This is a genomic window from Marinobacter sp. BSs20148 (genome assembly GCF_000283275.1).
Taxonomy (GTDB): domain Bacteria; phylum Pseudomonadota; class Gammaproteobacteria; order Pseudomonadales; family Oleiphilaceae; genus Marinobacter; species Marinobacter psychrophilus.
This window is the reverse complement of record NC_018268.1, coordinates 1,162,421-1,181,099: the sequence shown is the minus strand read 5'-3', so window position 1 is coordinate 1,181,099 and position 18,679 is coordinate 1,162,421. Positions and strand designations below refer to the sequence as shown.

Annotated in this window: 16 protein-coding genes and 2 pseudogenes; 12 read left to right on the top strand and 6 right to left on the bottom strand. The window is 56.5% G+C overall.

Annotated elements, in window-relative coordinates; translation table 11 throughout:
* Positions 1-75 precede the first annotated feature (75 nt).
* From MRBBS_RS05265 to MRBBS_RS05245, 5 genes are all read left to right on the top strand, one after another.
* Positions 76-2,019, top strand: a complete 1,944-nt coding sequence (locus tag MRBBS_RS05265) for a TRAP transporter permease (RefSeq protein WP_041635087.1) — start codon at positions 76-78, stop codon at positions 2,017-2,019.
* A gap of 27 nt (positions 2,020-2,046) precedes the next feature.
* Entirely contained in the window at positions 2,047-2,730 is a 684-nt protein-coding gene (locus MRBBS_RS05260) for a 3-oxoacid CoA-transferase subunit A (protein WP_014870403.1), read from the top strand.
* Positions 2,717-3,358, top strand: coding sequence for a 3-oxoacid CoA-transferase subunit B (locus MRBBS_RS05255; RefSeq protein WP_041635086.1), 642 nt, complete (start codon positions 2,717-2,719; stop codon positions 3,356-3,358). Before MRBBS_RS05260 ends, MRBBS_RS05255 begins: the two co-directional genes overlap by 14 nt.
* Before the next feature lie 90 nt (positions 3,359-3,448).
* Positions 3,449-4,798, top strand: a complete 1,350-nt coding sequence (locus tag MRBBS_RS05250; RefSeq protein WP_014870401.1) for a hypothetical protein — start codon at positions 3,449-3,451, stop codon at positions 4,796-4,798.
* 253 nt (positions 4,799-5,051) lie between these two features.
* Positions 5,052-5,240 (top strand): DUF2892 domain-containing protein, encoded by a 189-nt coding sequence (locus MRBBS_RS05245; RefSeq protein WP_014870400.1) that lies wholly within the window; start codon positions 5,052-5,054, stop codon positions 5,238-5,240.
* A 125-nt stretch (positions 5,241-5,365) separates the two neighbouring features.
* Here MRBBS_RS05245 and MRBBS_RS05240 read toward each other — a convergent pair whose 3' ends face one another.
* Entirely contained in the window at positions 5,366-6,250 is an 885-nt protein-coding gene (locus MRBBS_RS05240; RefSeq protein WP_014870398.1) for a LysR family transcriptional regulator, read from the bottom strand.
* Positions 6,251-6,362: 112 nt separating this feature from the next.
* On the opposite strand from MRBBS_RS05240, the gene MRBBS_RS05235 reads away from it, so the two are divergent.
* The 6 genes from MRBBS_RS05235 to MRBBS_RS05210 all read left to right on the top strand — a co-directional run bounded on the left by MRBBS_RS05235 (position 6,363) and on the right by MRBBS_RS05210 (position 13,408).
* Positions 6,363-7,802, top strand: a complete 1,440-nt coding sequence (locus MRBBS_RS05235) for an aldehyde dehydrogenase family protein (protein ID WP_014870397.1) — start codon at positions 6,363-6,365, stop codon at positions 7,800-7,802.
* A gap of 13 nt (positions 7,803-7,815) precedes the next feature.
* On the top strand, positions 7,816-8,793 hold the full coding sequence (locus MRBBS_RS05230; RefSeq protein WP_014870396.1) for a membrane dipeptidase: 978 nt from the start codon (positions 7,816-7,818) through the stop codon (positions 8,791-8,793).
* Between the two features lie 77 nt (positions 8,794-8,870).
* A complete protein-coding gene (locus MRBBS_RS05225) occupies positions 8,871-10,493 on the top strand; it encodes a BCCT family transporter (protein WP_014870395.1) in 1,623 nt (540 codons plus the stop codon).
* The gene (locus MRBBS_RS05220) at positions 10,490-12,226 is read left to right on the top strand and encodes a hypothetical protein (protein WP_014870394.1); all 1,737 of its coding nucleotides are present in this window, start codon (positions 10,490-10,492) and stop codon (positions 12,224-12,226) included. Before MRBBS_RS05225 ends, MRBBS_RS05220 begins: the two co-directional genes overlap by 4 nt.
* Positions 12,223-12,990: an Ldh family oxidoreductase gene (locus MRBBS_RS05215; protein WP_014870393.1), complete on the top strand. Its 768-nt coding sequence runs from the start codon at positions 12,223-12,225 to the stop codon at positions 12,988-12,990. The genes MRBBS_RS05220 and MRBBS_RS05215 overlap by 4 nt, the downstream gene beginning before the upstream one ends.
* 40 nt (positions 12,991-13,030) lie before the next feature.
* Positions 13,031-13,408, top strand: coding sequence for a RidA family protein (locus MRBBS_RS05210; protein WP_014870392.1), 378 nt, complete (start codon positions 13,031-13,033; stop codon positions 13,406-13,408).
* A 42-nt stretch (positions 13,409-13,450) separates the two neighbouring features.
* On the opposite strand, the gene MRBBS_RS05205 is transcribed toward MRBBS_RS05210, so the two are convergent.
* Complete coding sequence (locus MRBBS_RS05205) at positions 13,451-15,469, bottom strand: hypothetical protein (RefSeq protein ID WP_014870391.1); 2,019 nt, start codon at positions 15,467-15,469, stop codon at positions 13,451-13,453.
* Between the two features lie 379 nt (positions 15,470-15,848).
* On the opposite strand from MRBBS_RS05205, the gene MRBBS_RS05200 reads away from it, so the two are divergent.
* Positions 15,849-17,009: an iron-containing alcohol dehydrogenase gene (locus tag MRBBS_RS05200; RefSeq protein WP_014870389.1), complete on the top strand. Its 1,161-nt coding sequence runs from the start codon at positions 15,849-15,851 to the stop codon at positions 17,007-17,009.
* Positions 17,010-17,134: 125 nt separating this feature from the next.
* Here the strand turns inward: MRBBS_RS05200 and MRBBS_RS19900 are convergent.
* From MRBBS_RS19900 to MRBBS_RS05190, 4 genes and pseudogenes are all read right to left on the bottom strand, one after another.
* Positions 17,135-17,429 (bottom strand): annotated as a pseudogene (locus MRBBS_RS19900) (hypothetical protein).
* Between the two features lie 72 nt (positions 17,430-17,501).
* Positions 17,502-17,587 (bottom strand): annotated as a pseudogene (locus MRBBS_RS20220) (hypothetical protein); the annotation flags it as partial.
* Positions 17,548-17,736, bottom strand: coding sequence for a hypothetical protein (locus MRBBS_RS19890; RefSeq protein WP_227497701.1), 189 nt, complete (start codon positions 17,734-17,736; stop codon positions 17,548-17,550). The pseudogene MRBBS_RS20220 and the gene MRBBS_RS19890, both read right to left, overlap by 40 nt.
* Before the next feature lie 130 nt (positions 17,737-17,866).
* Positions 17,867-18,601: a glutamine amidotransferase-related protein gene (locus MRBBS_RS05190; protein WP_014870385.1), complete on the bottom strand. Its 735-nt coding sequence runs from the start codon at positions 18,599-18,601 to the stop codon at positions 17,867-17,869.
* Positions 18,602-18,679: the final 78 nt, after the last annotated feature.

The following is an 18,679-nucleotide window of genomic DNA, read 5'->3' as shown; positions in this document are numbered from 1 at the left end:
TTTAACTGAGCAAGCGCCAACCGGGAGCGCTCCGCAGCCTTCCGGTTTGGCCCCTTTTCCCAGAGTATTCTCTATATGAAAGCCTCATCGGACGTCACCGCCGAACCTTCCAATGCGCCTGAATCTCCTTCTAGCCGTCTCCAAGGCTTCGCCTACTGGTGCGCTATGGGTCTGGGTACGCTGGGTTTGCTGATGGCGATTAACCAAACGTTTAACCTGAAAATTCTCGGTTTTCAACCGCTGGGCAACGCCTACCTCTATTATCTGATCGGTGTTTTTCTTGCGGCTGCCTTCCTTTGTTTTCCGGCTTGGTCGGGAGCTCGTCATCGGGTCCCCTGGTACGACTGGCCACTGGCGCTGGCGGCTCTGGGCGCCTGTGGTTATCTGGGCTACCACGGCTTGATCATGATCCAGCTGGGCTGGGATTATATGGCGCCAATCGAGGCGACTGCTGCTTCTGCGGTATTGCTGGTACTGGTGCTGGAAGGTGTTCGTCGTTGCGGTGGCTGGCCGCTGCTTGCGGTGGCGTTACTATTCGGCACCTACCCACTTTACGCCGGCTCCATGCCCGGTTTTCTGTGGGGCAATGAATATGGCCTGGCCGAAACCATCCGTGCGCACGTTATGGGTGTCGAGAGCATTATCGGTATTCCAATGCAGGTGGTGGCGCAACTCGTCATCGGTTTTGTGGTGTTTGGTGCTGCGTTGACGGTTACCGGCGGGGGCGAGTTTTTCATGCGCTTTTCCACGGCACTCATGGGCCGCAGTCGCGGTGGCCCGGCCAAAGTGTCCGTGTTATCCAGTGGTATTCTTGGCAGCCTGTCAGGGAGCGTGATCTCCAACATCCTGACCACTGGCCCAATTACCATTCCCACCATGAAGAAGACCGGCTACCCCGCCCATTACGCGGCCGCGATCGAGGCTTGCGCCTCTACCGGTGGCACGCTGATGCCGCCGATTATGGGAGCAGTGGCTTTTATCATGGCGTCGTTTCTGGGGGTGCCATACTCGGAGATCATCATTGCCGCTTTCCTGCCGGCGCTGCTTTTCTATCTCGCACTGATTTTCCAGGTTGATATCTACGCCGCCAAGCGAGGTCTCAAGGGCATGCCGGAAGCGGACATACCGAGCATGAAAGAGACCCTGAAAGACGGTTGGCCCTACCTGTTCAGCCTGGCCATGCTGATCTACATGTTGCTGTTCATGCGGCTGGAGGCCTATGCACCTTACTACGCCACAGTGGTGCTGTTAGGCATCTCAATGTTCAAACGCCGGCACCGGCTCAATCTCAAGCGCGCGCTGGCGTTTATCCTGGATCTGACCACCAGTGTTTCAAACCTGGTGGCTATTCTGGCAGGCATCGGCCTGGTGGTGGGTGGCCTGTCCTACACCGGGGTGGCCGGTGCCTTTTCCCGCGAGTTGCTACTCTACGCCGATGGCAGCATCCCGCTGATGTTGGCGGCCGGTGCAGTGACCAGTTTTGTGTTGGGCATGGGGATGACCGTCAGTGCGTGCTACATCTTCCTCTCCATTCTGCTGGCGCCCGCGCTGGTCAATGCCGGCCTGAATCCGCTGGCGAGCCATCTGTTCATTCTGTATTGGGGCATGATGTCGTACATCACGCCGCCGGTCGCCCTGGCGGCGATTACTGCTGCCGGCGTTGCCGGTGCTAACGCCAGCAAGACCGGGCTGTATGCCATGCGGCTTGGGGGCATTCTGTTCATCCTTCCGTTCCTGTTCGTGCTTAACCCGTCGCTGATTCTTCAGGGCGCCCTGGGCGACATTCTGGTCTCTGTGGTGACAGCCGTAACCGCGATCTGGCTGATGGCCTCCGCTATGGAGGGGTATCTTTACCGGGTCGGCGTTCTGGCCTGGCCCTTGCGAATACTGGTGATGATCTCCGGTGTCGTGCTGATCTATCCCGACATCGTGACGGATGCTATTGGCTTTAGTCTGGCCGGCCTGATCTACGCGTGGCACCAATGGGTACGGCGGCCTATGTCGCTCAAACCCGGTTAACCGCAACCCATACAATGGTGAACAATCGTGATTAACAAAATCTGTGAATCCCTACGAGCCGCGGTTGCCGATATTGAAGACGGCAGTGTTGTGATGATCGGCGGTTTCGGTAATTCCGGTATTCCGATGCAGCTGATCGAAGCGCTTCGCCTGCACGGTGCCCGTGAACTGACCATTATTTCCAACAATGCCGGCACCGCTGAAGAAGGCATTGCGTCGTTATTGCGGGACCGTCTGGTGCGTAAGATGGTGTGTTCGTTCCCACGCTCGTCCGGCTCGATCTGGTTTGAGCGCCTTTACGAAGAGGGAAAAATTGAGCTGGAGCTGGTGCCACAGGGCACCCTGGCGGAGCGCATCCGCGCCGCTGGTGCTGGTTTGGGTGGGGTTTATACACCCACCGGTTATGGCACCCGGCTGGCCGAGGGTAAAGAGACCAAGGTGATCAATGGCAAGGGCTATGTACTGGAAACCGCCATGCCTGCCGATGTGGCACTGATCAAAGCGCACCGGGGAGATGCCTGGGGCAATTTGATCTACAACACTGCCGGTCGTAATTTCAATCCCATCATGGCGACCGCCGCCCGAATCACCATTGCGGAAGTTAACGCCGTGGTTGAGGTCGGTGAGCTTGACCCGGAACACGTGGTAACGCCGGGCATATTTGTTGATCGCGTAGTGCTCCAAGAGGTACAGCAACATGATGCGGCTTAGTACGGATGAGATGGCTAGTCGAGTGGCCCAGGACATTCCAGACGGCGCCTATGTCAATCTTGGCATTGGCATGCCGACCTCGGTTGCCAACTATGTGTCTGATGATAAGCAGGTTATTTATCAAAGCGAAAACGGTATTCTCGGCGTGGGGCCGGCTCCAGAGCCTGATAAAATTGATCCGGATCTGATCAATGCCGGCAAGCAGTATGTGACGCTGCTTAAAGGCGGCTGCTACTTCGACAACGCCGAATCCTTTGCGATGATGCGCGGCGGCCATCTGGATATTGCGGTGCTGGGAGCGTTTCAGGTTTCGGAGACCGGCGATCTGGCCAATTGGGCCACCAACGACGACAAGTTTCCGCCGGCTGTTGGCGGTGCCATGGATCTGGCGGTGGGTGCAAAACAGTTGTTCGTGCTGATGCGCCACACCACAAAGACCAACGAGCCCAAGATTCTGGAGCAGTGTGAGTACCCACTGACCGGAGCTGGCGTGGTCAAGCGCATTTACACCGATCTCGCGGTTATCGATATCACCGACGAGGGTTTACGGGTACGGGAACTCTACGGCGACAATACCCTGGCTGAGGTTCAGGCACTGACGGCGGCGACGTTATTACCTCCATTGTAGAGAGTTACCACCGTTGTAGAGAGTTACCGCCGTTATAGGAAGAGATCTCTTGGTCACGAGATGGACAGATGTCATGCCCCGCCTGAGCTCATGAGCCGGAACACCGCCGCATCTCTGCTGAGCCTGCGTTCCGCGCTTACCTACCTGGCCCTGGGCGCCGGGGTGCTGTCATTTTTGCCAGGGCTCGGGGTTTTGGGTGCGATCGCGATCTTCAGCGCCATTATCCTGGGCTGGCGAGACCTTCGATTGGTAGCGCGATTGCTGTTCGGCCTGCTCACAATAATGACGATCATTGCGATCGCAATTGAACCGAATGCGCTGATCGGCGCCGCTACCAGCATGACCCGTCTGACGGCGCTCATCATAACGGTGATGCTGCTGTCCTCCATGCTGGGTAAATCCGCTGATCTGGGACTAATTTCCAAGAGCCTGTTTACCGGCTCGCCGCTGGCCCGCTACTACAGCGTGACCTTCGGCACCGCCTTTCTGTCGATGCCGCTGAATTTTGGCTCGGTCGGCGTGGTCGCCACCATGATCCAGAGTGAAAAAGACCAGCAAGGCGACTCTGCCATCACTCGCAATGCTTCTCGCGGTGCACTGCGCGGTTTTGGCGCATCGCCGATTTTCTCACCGCTATCGATTTCCATTGTGCTGACCGTGACCTTGGTACCGGCCCTGCACAGCTGGCAGATTATTGCGATAAGTCTGCCACTGGCCGTGGGTTACCTGCTAATAGGGGCACTGTTTCTTGAACCCGAATCACCAGGATACCAGCCTGTCGAGGCACCCGAGCAAAGCACAAGGCTGGCCCGTATGGCGCCCTGGCTGAGATTTGCCGCCGTTATTGGGGTGATTTGCGGGGCCACATTCGCCTTCAGTGGCTACTTTGATCTCAGCTACTCGCGGGCGGTGACGCTGAGTTGCCTCGGTGCGGTAGTGATCGGATTGGCGCATCGGCGTTTACAGGGCAGCAAAATTACCCTGCCGTCGATGGCGCCGATAAGCAATGAACTGGTGATAGTTGGAGGCTCAGCCTTTCTCGGGGTACTGATCAGCACCTTTGCTATTCAGTGGTTGGGTGCAGGGTTCAACCTGCCGGGCTGGGCCTATCCAATGGTCGCATTCGTGATTCCGTCGGTGTTTTTTCTGGGCGGTATGATTGGATTTAACCCGATTGTTATCGGCACCCTGACTGGCGGCGTGCTCGGGCCTATCTGGCCCGTGAGCGCAGTTCTTGGGTTGGGTATCGCCATGGTCTCTGGCTGGGGCCTTACCACTGCGGGTACGCCGTACTCGGCCAATTCACTGCTACTGGAGCGCCTGACCGGTTACAGTGCCCAAGTCGCCTCTTTGCGCTGGAATATGGCGTTGTCGGTATGCTGCCTGTTGTTTACAGGTGCGCTGGCTGCCGCCATTACCCTGGTGAAGACTGGGCTTTGATCCGACGGTAGCCTCTAACCGGTCTTTTTACCGACTGCTTTGTTACCGGTTGCGGAGTGCCCCGGTATAAACACACCACGCACCAAGAGCGGCTTGCGATCAGCACCTTCCACCGCCAACCCCATAGAATTCGCATTCGTTACGGGTCAGCAGACCTTTCCCAAGCCTACACTGTGACTTTATCACTGACTTACAAAGGCGGCAGGACTAAAATTCACATCGTCGCACTACTTCAATACAAGGAGATCAGACGATGAGCGTTAATATAGGATCTGCAGATCGAATCATCCGTGCACTCATCGGCGTTGTCCTACTGGCACTGGTATTTGTCGGCCCGCAAACGCCTTGGGGCTGGCTTGGTGTTGTACCCTTGGCCACCGCGCTGATCGGTAACTGCCCTGCCTACTCACTGCTCGGCATTAAAACCTGCAAAACGCAGTAGACACCAGGCGTGCAAAAAGGCCGTAACGGGTAACGCCATTGCGGCTTTTTTTTGTGCCTGCCTTTCATTGCCGTAAAACATCGAGGGAACAACCAGGGACGGATTTCAAATCTATCCCCTTCCCACTACACCGCATCTGCCCACAGCTGCTCCAGCACAAACGCCTCCATCGCTTGGGCCGCCGGTGCCAGGGTGCGGTTGGCAGATTTCACCAGACCAATGCAGCGCACTACGTCCGGATTGTGCAGCGGGATAAAACACAAGCTGGCACTCTTTTCGGGGAACGCCAACCGCGGCAGGGTGGTCACGCCGGCTCCGGCTTCAAGCATCGCTAGCAGAGAAATCATATTCGATATATAGAAGGCGCTGTTCTCCACCAACTCAGCCGCCGCCGTGTTCATCAATAACCGTGAGGTACCATTACCAATCAGCTTTTCGCCGCGCAGGTGCTGCCAGTCCAGGGTTTTGTGCTGGGCCAGCGCGTGGTCACGGCGACACACCACGCCAATTTTATCCTCGAACAAATGGCGATAGTGCAGCTCCTCACTGTTTTGCCACAAACTGGTAATACCCAGGTCCACCTCGCCGTTAGTCACCATCTGGCACACGTAATGGGCATTTTCGTCGTGCAGGCTGATATTCACATCGGGAAAACGGGTAATAAAGCGCGCCAGAAACGACGGCATGATTCGGCTGGCCACCGACGGCACCGTGGCAATGTGAATGTGTCCCTCGCGACCATCGGCGTGAGCGGCTACGTCCCGCGTCATGCGGTCGTGCTGGTTCACCAGATCACGAAACCTTGGTAGGCAATATTCACCAAACGGCGTCAGACGCACCTTGCTGCCCCGCTCCAGCAAATTCTGCCCCAACTTTTGCTCAAGCTCCCGCACCGCCATCGACAGCGCCGGCTGGGTACGGTGCAAACGTCGTGACGCAGCGTGAAAACTACCCTCTTCCACCACCGTAATCACATAGCGCAACTGCTGGATTTTAAGCTCGGGCGGCATACCGGTTTCCCCAGTGAACTAATAAGGGTTTCTTATCAAAAAATCTTATTTATTGATTATTCTTATTATGCCACCCGCAGTAGTATAGGTACAAAGACCAAAGGAGAACTTCATGAGCACGTCCCACCCACTTTACATTAATGGCCAATGGGTCACCGGCGCCAAGCGCATCACCAACACCAGCCCGTCTGACCTGACCGATGTGATCGGCGAGTACGACCAGGCCAGCGCCGAACAGACCCAACAGGCCATTAGCGCCGCCCGACAGGGCTTCGCGCAGTGGAGCAAAAGCGGGTTGGAACAGCGCTACAAGGCTCTGATGGCCATTGGCGACGAGCTGATTGCGCGTCAGCAGGAACTGGGTGAATTACTATCGCGGGAAGAAGGTAAACCCCTGGCCGAAGGCAAAGGCGAAGTGTATCGCTCCGGTCAGTTTTTCCATTACTACGCCGCCGAAGTGCTGCGCCAGATTGACGAACGTGCAGACTCCGTGCGCCCAGGCGTAGAAATTGATGTTCGCCGCGAGCCGTTGGGCGTGGTGGGCGTTATCAGCCCGTGGAACTTCCCCATGGCCACCGCGGTTTGGAAAATTGCACCGGCTCTGGCGTTTGGTAACGCCGTCGTCTTTAAACCCGCCAACCTGGTGCCCGCCAGCGCCTGGGCGCTGACTGAAATCATCAGCCGCCAGGAATTTCCGGCAGGCACATTTAACCTGGTGATGGGTTCCGGCGGCGAAACCGGTGAAGCCCTGATCAACAGCCCGCAGATTCAGGCCCTGACCTTTACCGGCTCCCTGGAAGTAGGTCGTCGCATTGCGTCTGCTACCGTTGCCAACCTGGTGAAATGCCAGCTCGAAATGGGCTCTAAAAATGCGTTGATCGTGGTTGACGATGCCGATGTAGACCTGGCCGTAGAAGCCGCCTTTAACGGCTCCTATTCTGGCAGCGGCCAGAAGTGCACCGCCTCGTCACGCCTTATTGTGACCGATGCCGTACACGACGAGTTTGTCAGCAAGCTGATTGCCCGCCTGGAAAAAGCCACCGTTGGCCACGCCCTGCACGAAGGCGTTCAGATCGGGCCCATCGCCGACAAACGCCAGCTGGACTCCAACATGGCGTGGATTGAACGCGCCCAGGCCGACGGCGCCACCCTGGTTTTTGGTGGCAACCGCGTTGAAATGGCAACCGAAGGCTATTACATGGCGCCCGCGCTGTTCACCGACACCACCAACGACATGGCCATTAACCGCGACGAAGTATTCGGCCCTATCGCCTGCGTTATCCGCGTAGCGGATTATGAAGCCGCCCTTACCACTCTGAACGACACCCAGTACGGCCTGACCGGGGGCATTATTACAAACTCCCTGAAGCTGGCGTCTGATTTCAAAGCCCGTGCCGAAACCGGTTGTGTAATGGTGAACCTGGCTACTGCAGGCACCGACTACCACGTGCCCTTCGGAGGCCGTAAAAACTCCAGCTTTGGCCCCCGCGAACAGGGGCAGTACGCGCGCGAGTTCTACACAGTGGTAAAAACCTGCTACGTGCGGGCATAACGAGGGCCATGTCATGCTGACCATAGACGGACTGCAACACTCCAACTGGTCCCGTGAGATATTCGAGCAAATGCGCGCCGGCGGTGTTACCGCCGTGCACGCCACGCTGGTGTACCACGAGAATACCCGCGAAACCCTGACCCGCTTTGGCGAATGGAATCGGCGTTTTGAGCAGCACGCGGACCTGATCATGCCGGTGTACGAACCGGCTGACATCCAGCGTGCCCGCGCAAGCAACCGCATCGGCGTTTTCTTCGGTGCGCAGAACTGCTCACCCATTGAAGACGACATCGACATGATCGCGGTCATGCGCCGTATGGGCCTGATGATCATGCAGCTAACGTACAACAACCAAAGCCTGTTGGCGACGGGTTGCTACGAAGCACAAGACAACGGCATCACCCGCTTTGGCCGCCAAGCTATCGCGGAAATGAACCGTACCGGCATGATAATAGATATGTCCCACAGCTCGGAAAAATCGACGCTGGAGGCCATCGAGCTGTCGACCCGGCCGGTCATCATTTCCCACGCCAATCCGTCGACGTTCCATGCGGCGAAGCGCAATAAATCAGACAAGGTTCTAAAAGCCATCGCCGAAAGCGGCGGACTGCTGGGCTTCTCGGTGTACCCGTTCCATCTGAAAGACGGGCCGGACTGCACCCTGGAAAGCTTCTGCAACATGGTGGCCGATACCGCCAATCTGATGGGTATTGACCACATAGGGCTGGGTACAGATTTGTGCCAGGGTCAGCCGCAATCGGTGCTGGATTGGATGCGCAACGGGCGCTGGTCAAAGGAAATGGATTTTGGCGAAGGCAACAAAGGCAACGCCGGCTGGCCAAGACCGCTAACATGGTTTCAGGACAATCGCGATTTTCCTGCCATTATAGAGGGGTTGCGTAAAAAAGGGTTCAACGAGACCGACGTACAAAAAATCATGGGCCTGAATTGGCTTAAACAACTCGAAGACGGCACCGCGCCGGCAATTTGAAGACCGGCGAACAAAAAACTGACGGGCGCAACACCAACCATTAAACCAGGGTGTCTTAACAAAAAAAGGTAAGCGTGATGAAAAATAACAAAATCAAGGCAGGCGGTGATTACTCTATTGCCCAACTCGGCGACCCGGTATTACTGGCACTCAGTGTGGGCTTTATTGTGCTGTTTGTCGGGTTCTCATTGTTTGACCTGAAAGGCGTCGCAGATCTGATTGGCACCGGCTTTGCCTGGACCGCGAAAGTCTTTGGCACTTACTTCCAGATACTGTTGCTGGCCACCTTTTTTATTGCCATTGGCGTTGCTTGCAGCCCTGCCGGCCGTGCCAAAATCGGCAATCTCGACCGCCCGGAAATGAGCACCTTCCGCTGGTTGTCCATTATTATGTGTACCCTGCTGGCCGGTGGCGGCGTGTTCTTCGCCGCAGGCGAGCCCATCTATCACTTTGTGGTGACCCCGCCGGCGTTTACCTCCGAGCCAGGCACGGCAGCCGCCGTGTCCAACGCCATGGCACAATCCTTTATGCACTGGGGCTTTTTGGCCTGGGCCGTGTTGGGTACCCTGGCTGCCATTGTTCTGGCCCATGCCCACTATGTAAATGACAAGCCGCTGCAACCGCGCACATTGCTTTACCCGGTGTTTGGCGAAAGGATCATGAGCGGCTGGCTGGGCAGCGTCGTCGATGCCTGCTGCGTTATCGCAGTGGTTGCCGGCACCGTTGGCCCGATTGGCTTTCTGGCCACCCAAATGAGCTTTGGCCTGAGTGAACTGTTCGGTCTTACAGATGGCCTGGGCACTCAAATGGCCATTTTGGCGGTGCTGGCGGCTATCTACGTAACCTCTGCTGTCACTGGCATTCACCGCGGCATTCAGGTTCTCAGCCGCCTGAACGTATTCCTGGCGCTGGCCGTTGCCGCCATTATCTTTATTTTTGGCCCTACCCTGTTCCTGACCAACACCTACTTCCAGAGCATGGGCCAGTACGTGTCATCGTTCATGGAGATGGCAACCATGACCTCAGAAACCGCACCGGCCTGGTGGATGAAGTGGTGGACGGTATTTTTCTTTGCCTGGTTTATCGGCTACGCCCCATTGATGGCAATTTTCGTGGCGCGCATATCCCGCGGCCGCAGTATTCGTGAAATGATCATGGCAGTGGCGGTTATGGCCCCTATTGCCACCACTATCTGGTTCACACTTTTGGGCGGTTCAGGCATCTACTACCAGATGACCGGCGTGATTGATCTGGCCGACGCCCTCAACAACTTCCGCTTTGACGTAGCCACGCTTACCGTCGCCCAGGCACTGCCAGGCGGCAGCTTTATGGCCCTGGCCATTCTGGTACTGACCACCATATTCGTGGCCACCACCGGCGACTCCATGAGCTACTCCATCGCCGTAGTCAGCTCCGGTCATGACGATCCCAACACCTTTGTACGCGCATTCTGGGGCCTGGCTATGGCCGGTATGGCTGGCGTGTTGTTGTACATGGGCGCCGGGCAAATCAGCGTGCTGCAACAGTTTATTGTGATAACCGCTATTCCTGTGTCGCTGGTTCTGCTGCCGTCGCTTTGGCTGGGCCCAAAAGCCGCCTACGCCATGGCCCGCGAACAGAATCTGATTCCGCAACTGTCTGGCGCAACCTCAGCGAAAGGCTCAGTAACACTGGAAGAACACTCAAAGGTAAGATCATGAGCCGGGCCGATACCCTCTCAACCACCGATAACCTGCGTCCCGCCGATCAGGTCATGCAGCTAGACCGGCTGGGCAGTATGTTTGCCAGCCGCCTGAGCTTTGCTCGCTCGCTGGTGCGCAAGATGATCAAGGAGCGCTGGCAGATCAGCAACACCGTGTTTGACCTGAACGACCAAGGCCACGGCACTGCTATTTATCGCATCACCACGCCCCAGGGGCTTTACCACTGCGTAATTTTCTGCCGCGAACTACGCGCAGATCAGCGCTCAGACCGGGTCATTGCCGAGGCCTGGGACGCGACCTTTGCAATAGTTGAAGGCGATGTGGAAGCGGAGTTGCTGCAGAACATGGCCGACAACGTGCCATTGCAGGAAGCCGGACGCCTGTCTTCCAGGGTTCTGGTTCTGTCGCGGGCCAACAAGAGCCTGCGCAACTTTAGCCAGTTTGTGGCCGCGCTGGCCGTCGGCGAACAGCCTGACCCGGCCGCACTGACGGCGGTCGGTTATCTTTACCGCACCACAGCGGTCTACGGTAACGGCAAATTTGGCATTGCCGATTTCGCCCGACTGGAACGCAACACGGATTTAAACCGGCCATTTTCTGCGCAAATGCTGGCTGTGTATGTGCTGCGCCAGTTCTCCATTGAGCAGCTGAACCACCTGGCAAGGGTGCAAGCACCAGACACCGCCGCAGAGCTAGCCCCGGAACTGCAACGTTACCTGGGCATTGGCAACTCCACCGGCCTGGGTATGGCGCCGTTTTTGATCAATCACCCGCAGCTAATTCAGCAATGGATCTACGGCCGCGAACGCGCCCTGGCTTGCGCGCGCCTGCAGCCTGCCAGCGAAAAATGCCGCAACAAGTTACTTGCGCTGATGCTTCGCGCCCACCGCTATTTGCAGCAAACCGTTACCGAAGACCAGGCCCAAACCCAGCGCAACCGGAACATCGTGCAGTCGGTGCAGAAAGTGATCGATTGGCTGGAGCGCACCCCTGCCCACCCGGCGCTGTATCGCGAACTGACCGACTGGGCCGACGAGCACAGCTCGGTTGAAGCGCAGGAACTGATCAACACCCTGCTGATAGAGATGTATCCAGAACTGGTAGACAGCCTGGACGATGAACTGGGCTGCCATGAAACCATGGATTTGCAGCCTGATATGAAAGTGCGGAAGTTGAAAGAGCTGATCGAGCAGAGCTTTGCCTGGGCGCTGAGCTACAGCGAAGAAAGCGCAGAAGACAACTACTGGTTCTGGTACCGCTCGGCGGAAAAGGAAGAGCCTCGGTTGGGCGTTCGTGCTGAGGAATCTGGCGCCGAAAAAGAAACCGCACTGGCCATAGGCCCGCGTATCAGCCGCTGCTATACCCTGCTGACGGAGTTTGTACAGAACAATCCCGGCGCCATGGTGGTCGAGTTTCTGATGGCACACCCGAAGCAGAAAGAAATTGTGCGGCGTATCCAGACCATGGCAGCTACGCCCTACGGCGAAATTCGCGCTAACTTATGGCACCGCGATATGAAACCCATGCACCTGCTGCGCACGAAACTGTCGTTCTTTGGCGCAGGCCGGTTTGACCCAAAATCCGACCGTTGGGTTCGCATCACCTTGTTCCAGGGTGCGCCCCTCGGCGTTGAACTGACGAACCCTGCGCTGTCGCTGGACCAGCTTGACGACTGGAGCTTCCCCATACAGCCAGAAAGACAGCACGGAAAGCAGGCAGAAGCCCCATGAAAGTATCGTTTAACGAATTGCAGGGCTTGTCGCGCAAGGCGTTTAGTGGCGTCGGTTTTGACGACGGCGATGCCAGCGACGCCGCCGACATGGTGGTGTGGATGGAAGCCCACGGCCTGAACGGCATTCAATCCCTGAAGCGCAGCTTGGCGTTCATTCTGGAAGAAGATCAGTCACATTCGCCAGAAATCATCTACCAGGATGCCGACCTGTGCGTGGTAGACGCCCACAACCGCACGGCTTTGAACAACGCCAGCCTGGCCATCGAACTGGGTTACGTAAAATGCCGCGCGCGCGGGTTGTCAGTGACAAAAATACGTCACTGCCACAACCGCATGCTGATTGTGGGCTACCTGTCACGGGTGGCGCGGCGCAACATGAGCGTTACCGCGTTCTGGCGCGACTCCCACCAGCCTTTGACGGAAATATTGGTCAGCTTCAAAGCTGGCGAAGAAGCGCCGGAAATCTGTATGTACAGCTTGGACGACATACCAGACGACACAGAACCCAATGACGGCATTACCTTGGTGATGGTGAACCACGTCAACCTGATGCCCGATTTCAAGGCCGATCAAACCCTGAACAACCTGCTGCATCAAGACAAACACAGCATGAACAACTGGCAGGAACACGCTCTGGCCGAAGGCATCGAAGTAGAACCTGAAATGTGGGACCGGCTAAAAGAACTGGCCACAAGAATTCTGGTGGAATCATCAGACGACTCACGCCAAGGCGCCGGAGCCGGCACCAGCGATAACGACTAAATCCATTAACGCTCTATTATCCACTATCCAGGATCCCTGAATGAACCCCTATCCCGTGAACACTAACCTGCCAGCCTCCAAATCACCCCTGGCGTGGGCCACCGTGGGCAATGGCATTCTGTTCACCGCGCAAATCCCCATTGATGCCGAAGGCAACGTGGTGGATGGCGGTATAGAGCCGCAGATCAGGCAGACCCTGGCTAACTTGAAGCACACCCTGGAAAGCGCCGGCACCAGCGTTGCCAACCTTACCCAAGTGCTTATTTATGTGACCGACCGGGATGACCTGGCCGCGGTAAATCGCGAATACGCTACGTTTGTCGCCGACCCTTTCCCCAACCGCGCGGCCATTATTGTATCCGGATTTGCCCGCGCAGAAATGCTGGTGGAAATCGTGGCTTACGCAGTGGTGCCATAGGCGGGCTTCTGCAGCCCCGCGCCTGACAGCGCGGGGCTGATATTAAACCGGTGGTTCGGCCTGCAATGCTGCCGGTAAACGGCTCGCTCCCCAACTTCGGTAAATCCGCTCGACGACCCGCTGAAGTTCTTCCTGGTCTACATCTGCCAGTTCGCCCCGTTCCAGGGGATCGAAGTGAAAAATATACAGCCGTGATGCAAACGCTTCGAACAGTAATGAACCCTCTCCAAAACGCTCACCACAGCCGGATGTACTCACTAGCACACCGTCGCCCCAGTCTTGCCCGCTGTCGTTATTCGGGTTGTAGAAGTACGCCCGCATTTGCCCTTCCGGGTCTAGCGCTACCCGCAGAATCGTTATCGCGTGCCAGCCAATAAAGCGCCCGGCTCTGTCGGTTACCGCTATGCCTGCTGGCTGAGGGTGAATCAACGGCTGATTGCCGTTGTAATAGGGGTGATAACTGGCGTAAAAGTGCCGTAAAAACCCGTCCAGGTTATCCAGATTTCCGGTGGCTACATCTACGTTAATGGCAAAGCCACGGCCGGCAGACCAGCCGTGGAACTCAGGATTCACCCAGCGATGAGGGTCACCCTCGCGGCCAATGCACAAGCGCCCCATCTCCACATAAATACGGTCCAGATGGGGCACAACCACCAGCGACACCGGGTCCAGATCAAACGTCACCTCGGCGGCAAGCCCGGCGGCACTGCGCGCCGACGACACCGGAACACCTTCAAAGTGCATAACAATTTCGTTGTCCCGCGCGGCCCAGGTCACCATCTGCAATAGATAGTCCGGGTCGTTATAGGCCCACATAGACAATGCCCGCGCCGACTGGCAAGTCGGGTTGTTACCCTGGCCCACGCCCAAGGGCTGGCCCAGCATGTTCAACACACCCTGAATCAACCAGGCATTGGCCTGGGGCTGATAGCCATAGGCCAGCTGCAGGCGTTCGCGGGCTTCGGGGCTTAGCGATAGCTTGGCCTGGCGCCAGAGCGCAGGCGCAACCGGCGGCTGGTAAAGAATTCCACGCTCCAGTAGCAACGCCAAGCCGTAAAGGCCTTGGGCGGTCTCAGCAAAAATGCCTTCGTTAATCAGCGTGTGCACCAATTCCCGGTAACACAACAAACAGTCTCGGCCAGTGCTGGAAAGCCCCAAAGCCGCGCTCAGCAGCGCATCCTGACCTTCACCCATAATAAAGCGCACAAAGCTGGCGTGATACGGCGACACAAGGCCTGTATCGTGCATCGAGCGGGCAAAGCCGGTGGCTTCATTTTGCAGATTTTGCGCGTCCATCGCCTGCAGGCGCTGTTCGTAAACCACCGTTCCCGGATCTTCACTGCACGCCCGCGTGGGGCCATACAGGCTACTAATCAAACGTTCAGCACCACCGCCGGCTGCGCCCAAATCCACATTTGGGTCTGCGCGACAAATGGCAATCTGGGTGATCATCTTACGAACACCCGATACACGAATGGGCCGCTGCTGCAAGATGCGCCAGATTTCCTCAATCAGATTTTCAATCACATGCTCGTAGCCGATATTCTGGGCCACATATTGCACCACGGCTTCGCTGATTAACGACAATTCGCCCTGTTCGCGTTCGGCTTCGCCGGTCATCCCAAACAGAAGACCCAGGTTAATCGACAACACCTGAATCAGATAATGCCTGGCCTGATCGGCAGACACCGCCGGGTGCAGATAGGATTCGCGCACCACCGCCAGCAACCGTAATTCGCTGAACGCCTCAATCACAACCGTATCGGCATTTGTACTTTGCAGCGAGTAGGTGGTCAAAGCCGGCACCAAGAGACCCGGTTCGGCCCAATCCGTACCCTCAAAAACGCCTGCCTGTTCAATGCGCTGAATACGCGCCTCGACGGCTTCACAGCCACCCGGCTGAAGCAGCACCCGGCGGGCGGTACCAAATACCCTGGGCAATTTGCCAAACTTCGCCAGAGATTCGCTTTGTTCCAGCGCCCGAATAGCATCGTCTAACTTGGCAACCAGTTTGTCGAGACTCACAACCACAACCGTACTGCTAAATTGATAATCGTTCAAAGCCAGTTCCTCAGGGCCGTACTACCGGCCCGGTGATGCATCGTGAAACGGTCGATTGGGCGTAAACACCAAAACAGCCGGCATAACCTTTTGCATCCACCACTTCATTCGGAAAAATGTGGTCGTTGATTCTTCCGTGGTTTTTGAATCAAACAACAGTATAGGGCCCTAGTGAACATTAAACCCGTGAGCAGGTTACAAAAGCTGAAATACTTTGCAAGGTCCAGCTTAGCCAGCACCGTCTTTATGTCCCTACGTGGATGCTTGAAAACCACAAATCGTGCGCTGAAGCCTCACAAAACATCGCAAAAAAACAGCAAAAGTGTTGGTGTCTCCAAGTAGACCGGTCGTATACTGGCTCCCACAAAGGAGATTATCCATGAACAGTTTTGATTTTCACAACCCCACCCGCATTGTTTTCGGTGAGGGCAAAATTGCCCAGCTAGACTCACTGGTCCCAAGCAACGCTCGCGTGATGGTTCTTTTTGGCGGCGAAAGCGCACGCAGCACCGGAACCCTGGGCGAAGTCACCGCAGCCCTTGGCAAGCGCGACATTCACGAATTTTCAGGCATTGAACCCAACCCCAGCTTTGAAACACTGATGCGTGCAGTTACCCGAGTGCGCGATGAAAAGATTGATTTTCTGCTTGCGGTAGGTGGCGGGTCGGTTATCGATGGCACAAAATTTGTCGCGGCGGCTGCGTTGTTTGAAGGCGACGAGTGGGACATCTTGCTGCAGGGCGGCAACAACATAGCGAAAGCCTTGCCGTTTGGCGCGGTGCTAACCCTGCCAGCCACCGGCTCCGAAATGAACCAGGGCGCGGTGGTTACCCGCAAGTCTCTAAGAATAAAGCTGCCATTTCACAGCCAGCACGTGTTCCCGAAGTTTTCGATTCTTGACCCGACAAAAACCTTCACCCTGCCGCCGCGGCAGGTCGCCAACGGCGTGGTTGATGCCTTTGTACACGTGATGGAGCAATATTTGACCTATCCCGCCCAGGCGCCGGTGCAGGATCGTTTTTCCGAAGGCTTGCTGCAAACGCTGATCGAAATTGGTCCCCAGTGCCTGGCCGAACCCGAAAACTACCAGGTGCGCGCCAGCCTGATGTGGACCGCCACCATGGCCCTGAATGGGTTAATTGGCAGCGGTGTGCCGCAAGACTGGGCTACCCACATGCTGGGCCATGAACTCACCGCCCTGCATAACCTGGACCATGCTCAAACCCTGGCCATTGTGTTGCCATCTATGCTGCGCGAACGCAAAGCTGCGAAGCAGGCCAAACTGGTGCAATACGCCGAACGGGTCTGGAACATGACTGAGGGCAGCGCAGAACAAAAAGCCGACGCCGCTATCGACAAAACCCAGGCGTTCTTCGAGTCCATGGGCGTAAAAACCCACTTGGTTGATTACCAGCTGGGCGAAGAACACATTGACGAGCTCATCGACGGCCTGAAGAAAAATGGCATGAACAAACTGGGTGAAAACGGCGACGTAACACCCGATATGTGCCGCCGCGTATTGCAGAGGTCACTTCGTTAAACTGTAAAAACCTTCAGGTTTTTGATCAATTACCGAATACAAAACGCGGGGGATGCGCCCGAAGGTGTGCGACCCGGTAACGGCGAGGCTGCCGTTACCGGCATAGGAGTCATTCTGGGGGTTCATCACACGATCTCCAGGTAGCTGTCATATTCAAACTTGGTCACGTAGCGGGCAAATTTACGCAATTCCTGCATCTTGCATTCGACCAGCATGGATTGCAGCCGTTTGGAGAAGATGGTCGGCACATCGGCACCCTTGCGAAAGGCGTCGATGGCGGTTGCCCAGTCCAGCGGCAAATTGTCGAGGTTCATCGAATACGCGTTCCCGGTGATGGGTTCCGCCGGGAATACGGATGGCCGCGGTTCGGTTCTCATAGCCCCAAGAGACACTGGTCGGCGCGTGAGCGCCGGGCGGCAGGCGGCGCGCAGAGGGTCCGCAACGTGGCGCATGTTGATCTCGAACTGGCCCGCCCCGTTTTCCGAGATCGCAGCATCGGCAGGAATGCCCTGCAATTCGCAGGCATCGTAAACGTCGTTCAGAAATTCATCGAAGTGTTGCAGTTCGTCCAGCGACATCGCGCCGTCGGGCGACTGGTCCAGGTGACCGGCATCAATGGGCGGCCGGTAAAATCGCACAAGCCATCAGAATCGCCCGTCTCGAAAACCAGCTCACTGTTTTCGACATCCTCGCCCCAGATATCCATGCCGACAATCGACAACGGCATCCGTAGCCCGCCGTCTGTTACCTTGGACAACTGATCAACTGGCACACGCTTGCCACGCATCGTGCCGTTTAAATCGCAAACGCAGGCAAAAATGGAATCAATCTCTGGATGCTGTGCCAGCCAGATGCCGCTAGAAATTTTCTTGGTTTCGCAACACGAAGCGAGCCATCCAGCCTGCTATCGCCAGGGAGTCTGTCGTTGCAGCCGGCGCGCACAACTCCTCCAACGCCTGGTCAGCGTTACTTTCTGGCAAAGACTGGCCTCGAAGATGACGAACAAGCCGTGTTTCAAACGTTACATCGAATTCGGGGTGTGCCTGAAAGGTTAAAATGCGGTTGTCATATTGCAGAGCCGCGAAGGGACAAAAAGCAGAAAACGCCAGAACATTGGCTTGATCGGGCTTCACCACCACTTGATCCTGATGCATCGCACTGAGGGTGAATTCATTGCTATTCGGCTTCACGGCGTTTACCCCGGGAAGCAACTCGTAATGGTGTAAGCCCGCGCCCCAACCTTCAGAATACTTGTCCACAGAGCCACCAAAAGCCTCAGCGATAATCTGGTGGCCAAAACAGATCCCCAGCATGGGTCGATCGACTTTGTAAATGTCCAGAATCAGCAACTTCAGGCGTCGCATCCAAGGCAAATCCTGATAAACATTAGCCTTCGAGCCAGTTATGATCCAAGCATCACAATCACTGGCTGAGCCGGGAAAGTCATCGTCACGTACGTCAAACGTCGCATAGTCAAATTCATAGCCGGCCCGCTTGAATAGATCTTTAAACATGTCAGCGTAAGAGCCGAATTCGGGTAGCAAATTGTCCGGCGTAATACCGGCGGCAAGAATGCCGACTTTCAAGGTCATCCGGGTTCTCCAATGGTACAGAGCCCGCTAATCACCGGAACCACGGAGATTTCCGCTGGAACCATTGACCGGCCAGGC

What these genes read in the sequence shown, in the direction of transcription:
- MRBBS_RS05220 (WP_014870394.1), top strand. Translation starts at nt 10,490, where the DNA reads ATGAGCCGGGCCGATACCCTCTCAACCACCGATAACCTGCGTCCCGCC.
- MRBBS_RS05235 (WP_014870397.1), top strand. Translation starts at nt 6,363, where the DNA reads ATGAGCACGTCCCACCCACTTTACATTAATGGCCAATGGGTCACCGGC.
- MRBBS_RS05190 (WP_014870385.1), bottom strand. Translation starts at nt 18,601, where the DNA reads ATGACCTTGAAAGTCGGCATTCTTGCCGCCGGTATTACGCCGGACAAT.
- MRBBS_RS05215 (WP_014870393.1), top strand. Translation starts at nt 12,223, where the DNA reads ATGAAAGTATCGTTTAACGAATTGCAGGGCTTGTCGCGCAAGGCGTTT.
- MRBBS_RS05210 (WP_014870392.1), top strand. Translation starts at nt 13,031, where the DNA reads ATGAACCCCTATCCCGTGAACACTAACCTGCCAGCCTCCAAATCACCC.
- MRBBS_RS05230 (WP_014870396.1), top strand. Translation starts at nt 7,816, where the DNA reads ATGCTGACCATAGACGGACTGCAACACTCCAACTGGTCCCGTGAGATA.
- MRBBS_RS05200 (WP_014870389.1), top strand. Translation starts at nt 15,849, where the DNA reads ATGAACAGTTTTGATTTTCACAACCCCACCCGCATTGTTTTCGGTGAG.
- MRBBS_RS05240 (WP_014870398.1), bottom strand. Translation starts at nt 6,250, where the DNA reads ATGCCGCCCGAGCTTAAAATCCAGCAGTTGCGCTATGTGATTACGGTG.
- MRBBS_RS05265 (WP_041635087.1), top strand. Translation starts at nt 76, where the DNA reads ATGAAAGCCTCATCGGACGTCACCGCCGAACCTTCCAATGCGCCTGAA.
- MRBBS_RS05250 (WP_014870401.1), top strand. Translation starts at nt 3,449, where the DNA reads ATGAGCCGGAACACCGCCGCATCTCTGCTGAGCCTGCGTTCCGCGCTT.
- MRBBS_RS19890 (WP_227497701.1), bottom strand. Translation starts at nt 17,736, where the DNA reads ATGCCGTTGTCGATTGTCGGCATGGATATCTGGGGCGAGGATGTCGAA.
- MRBBS_RS05245 (WP_014870400.1), top strand. Translation starts at nt 5,052, where the DNA reads ATGAGCGTTAATATAGGATCTGCAGATCGAATCATCCGTGCACTCATC.
- MRBBS_RS05255 (WP_041635086.1), top strand. Translation starts at nt 2,717, where the DNA reads ATGATGCGGCTTAGTACGGATGAGATGGCTAGTCGAGTGGCCCAGGAC.
- MRBBS_RS05225 (WP_014870395.1), top strand. Translation starts at nt 8,871, where the DNA reads ATGAAAAATAACAAAATCAAGGCAGGCGGTGATTACTCTATTGCCCAA.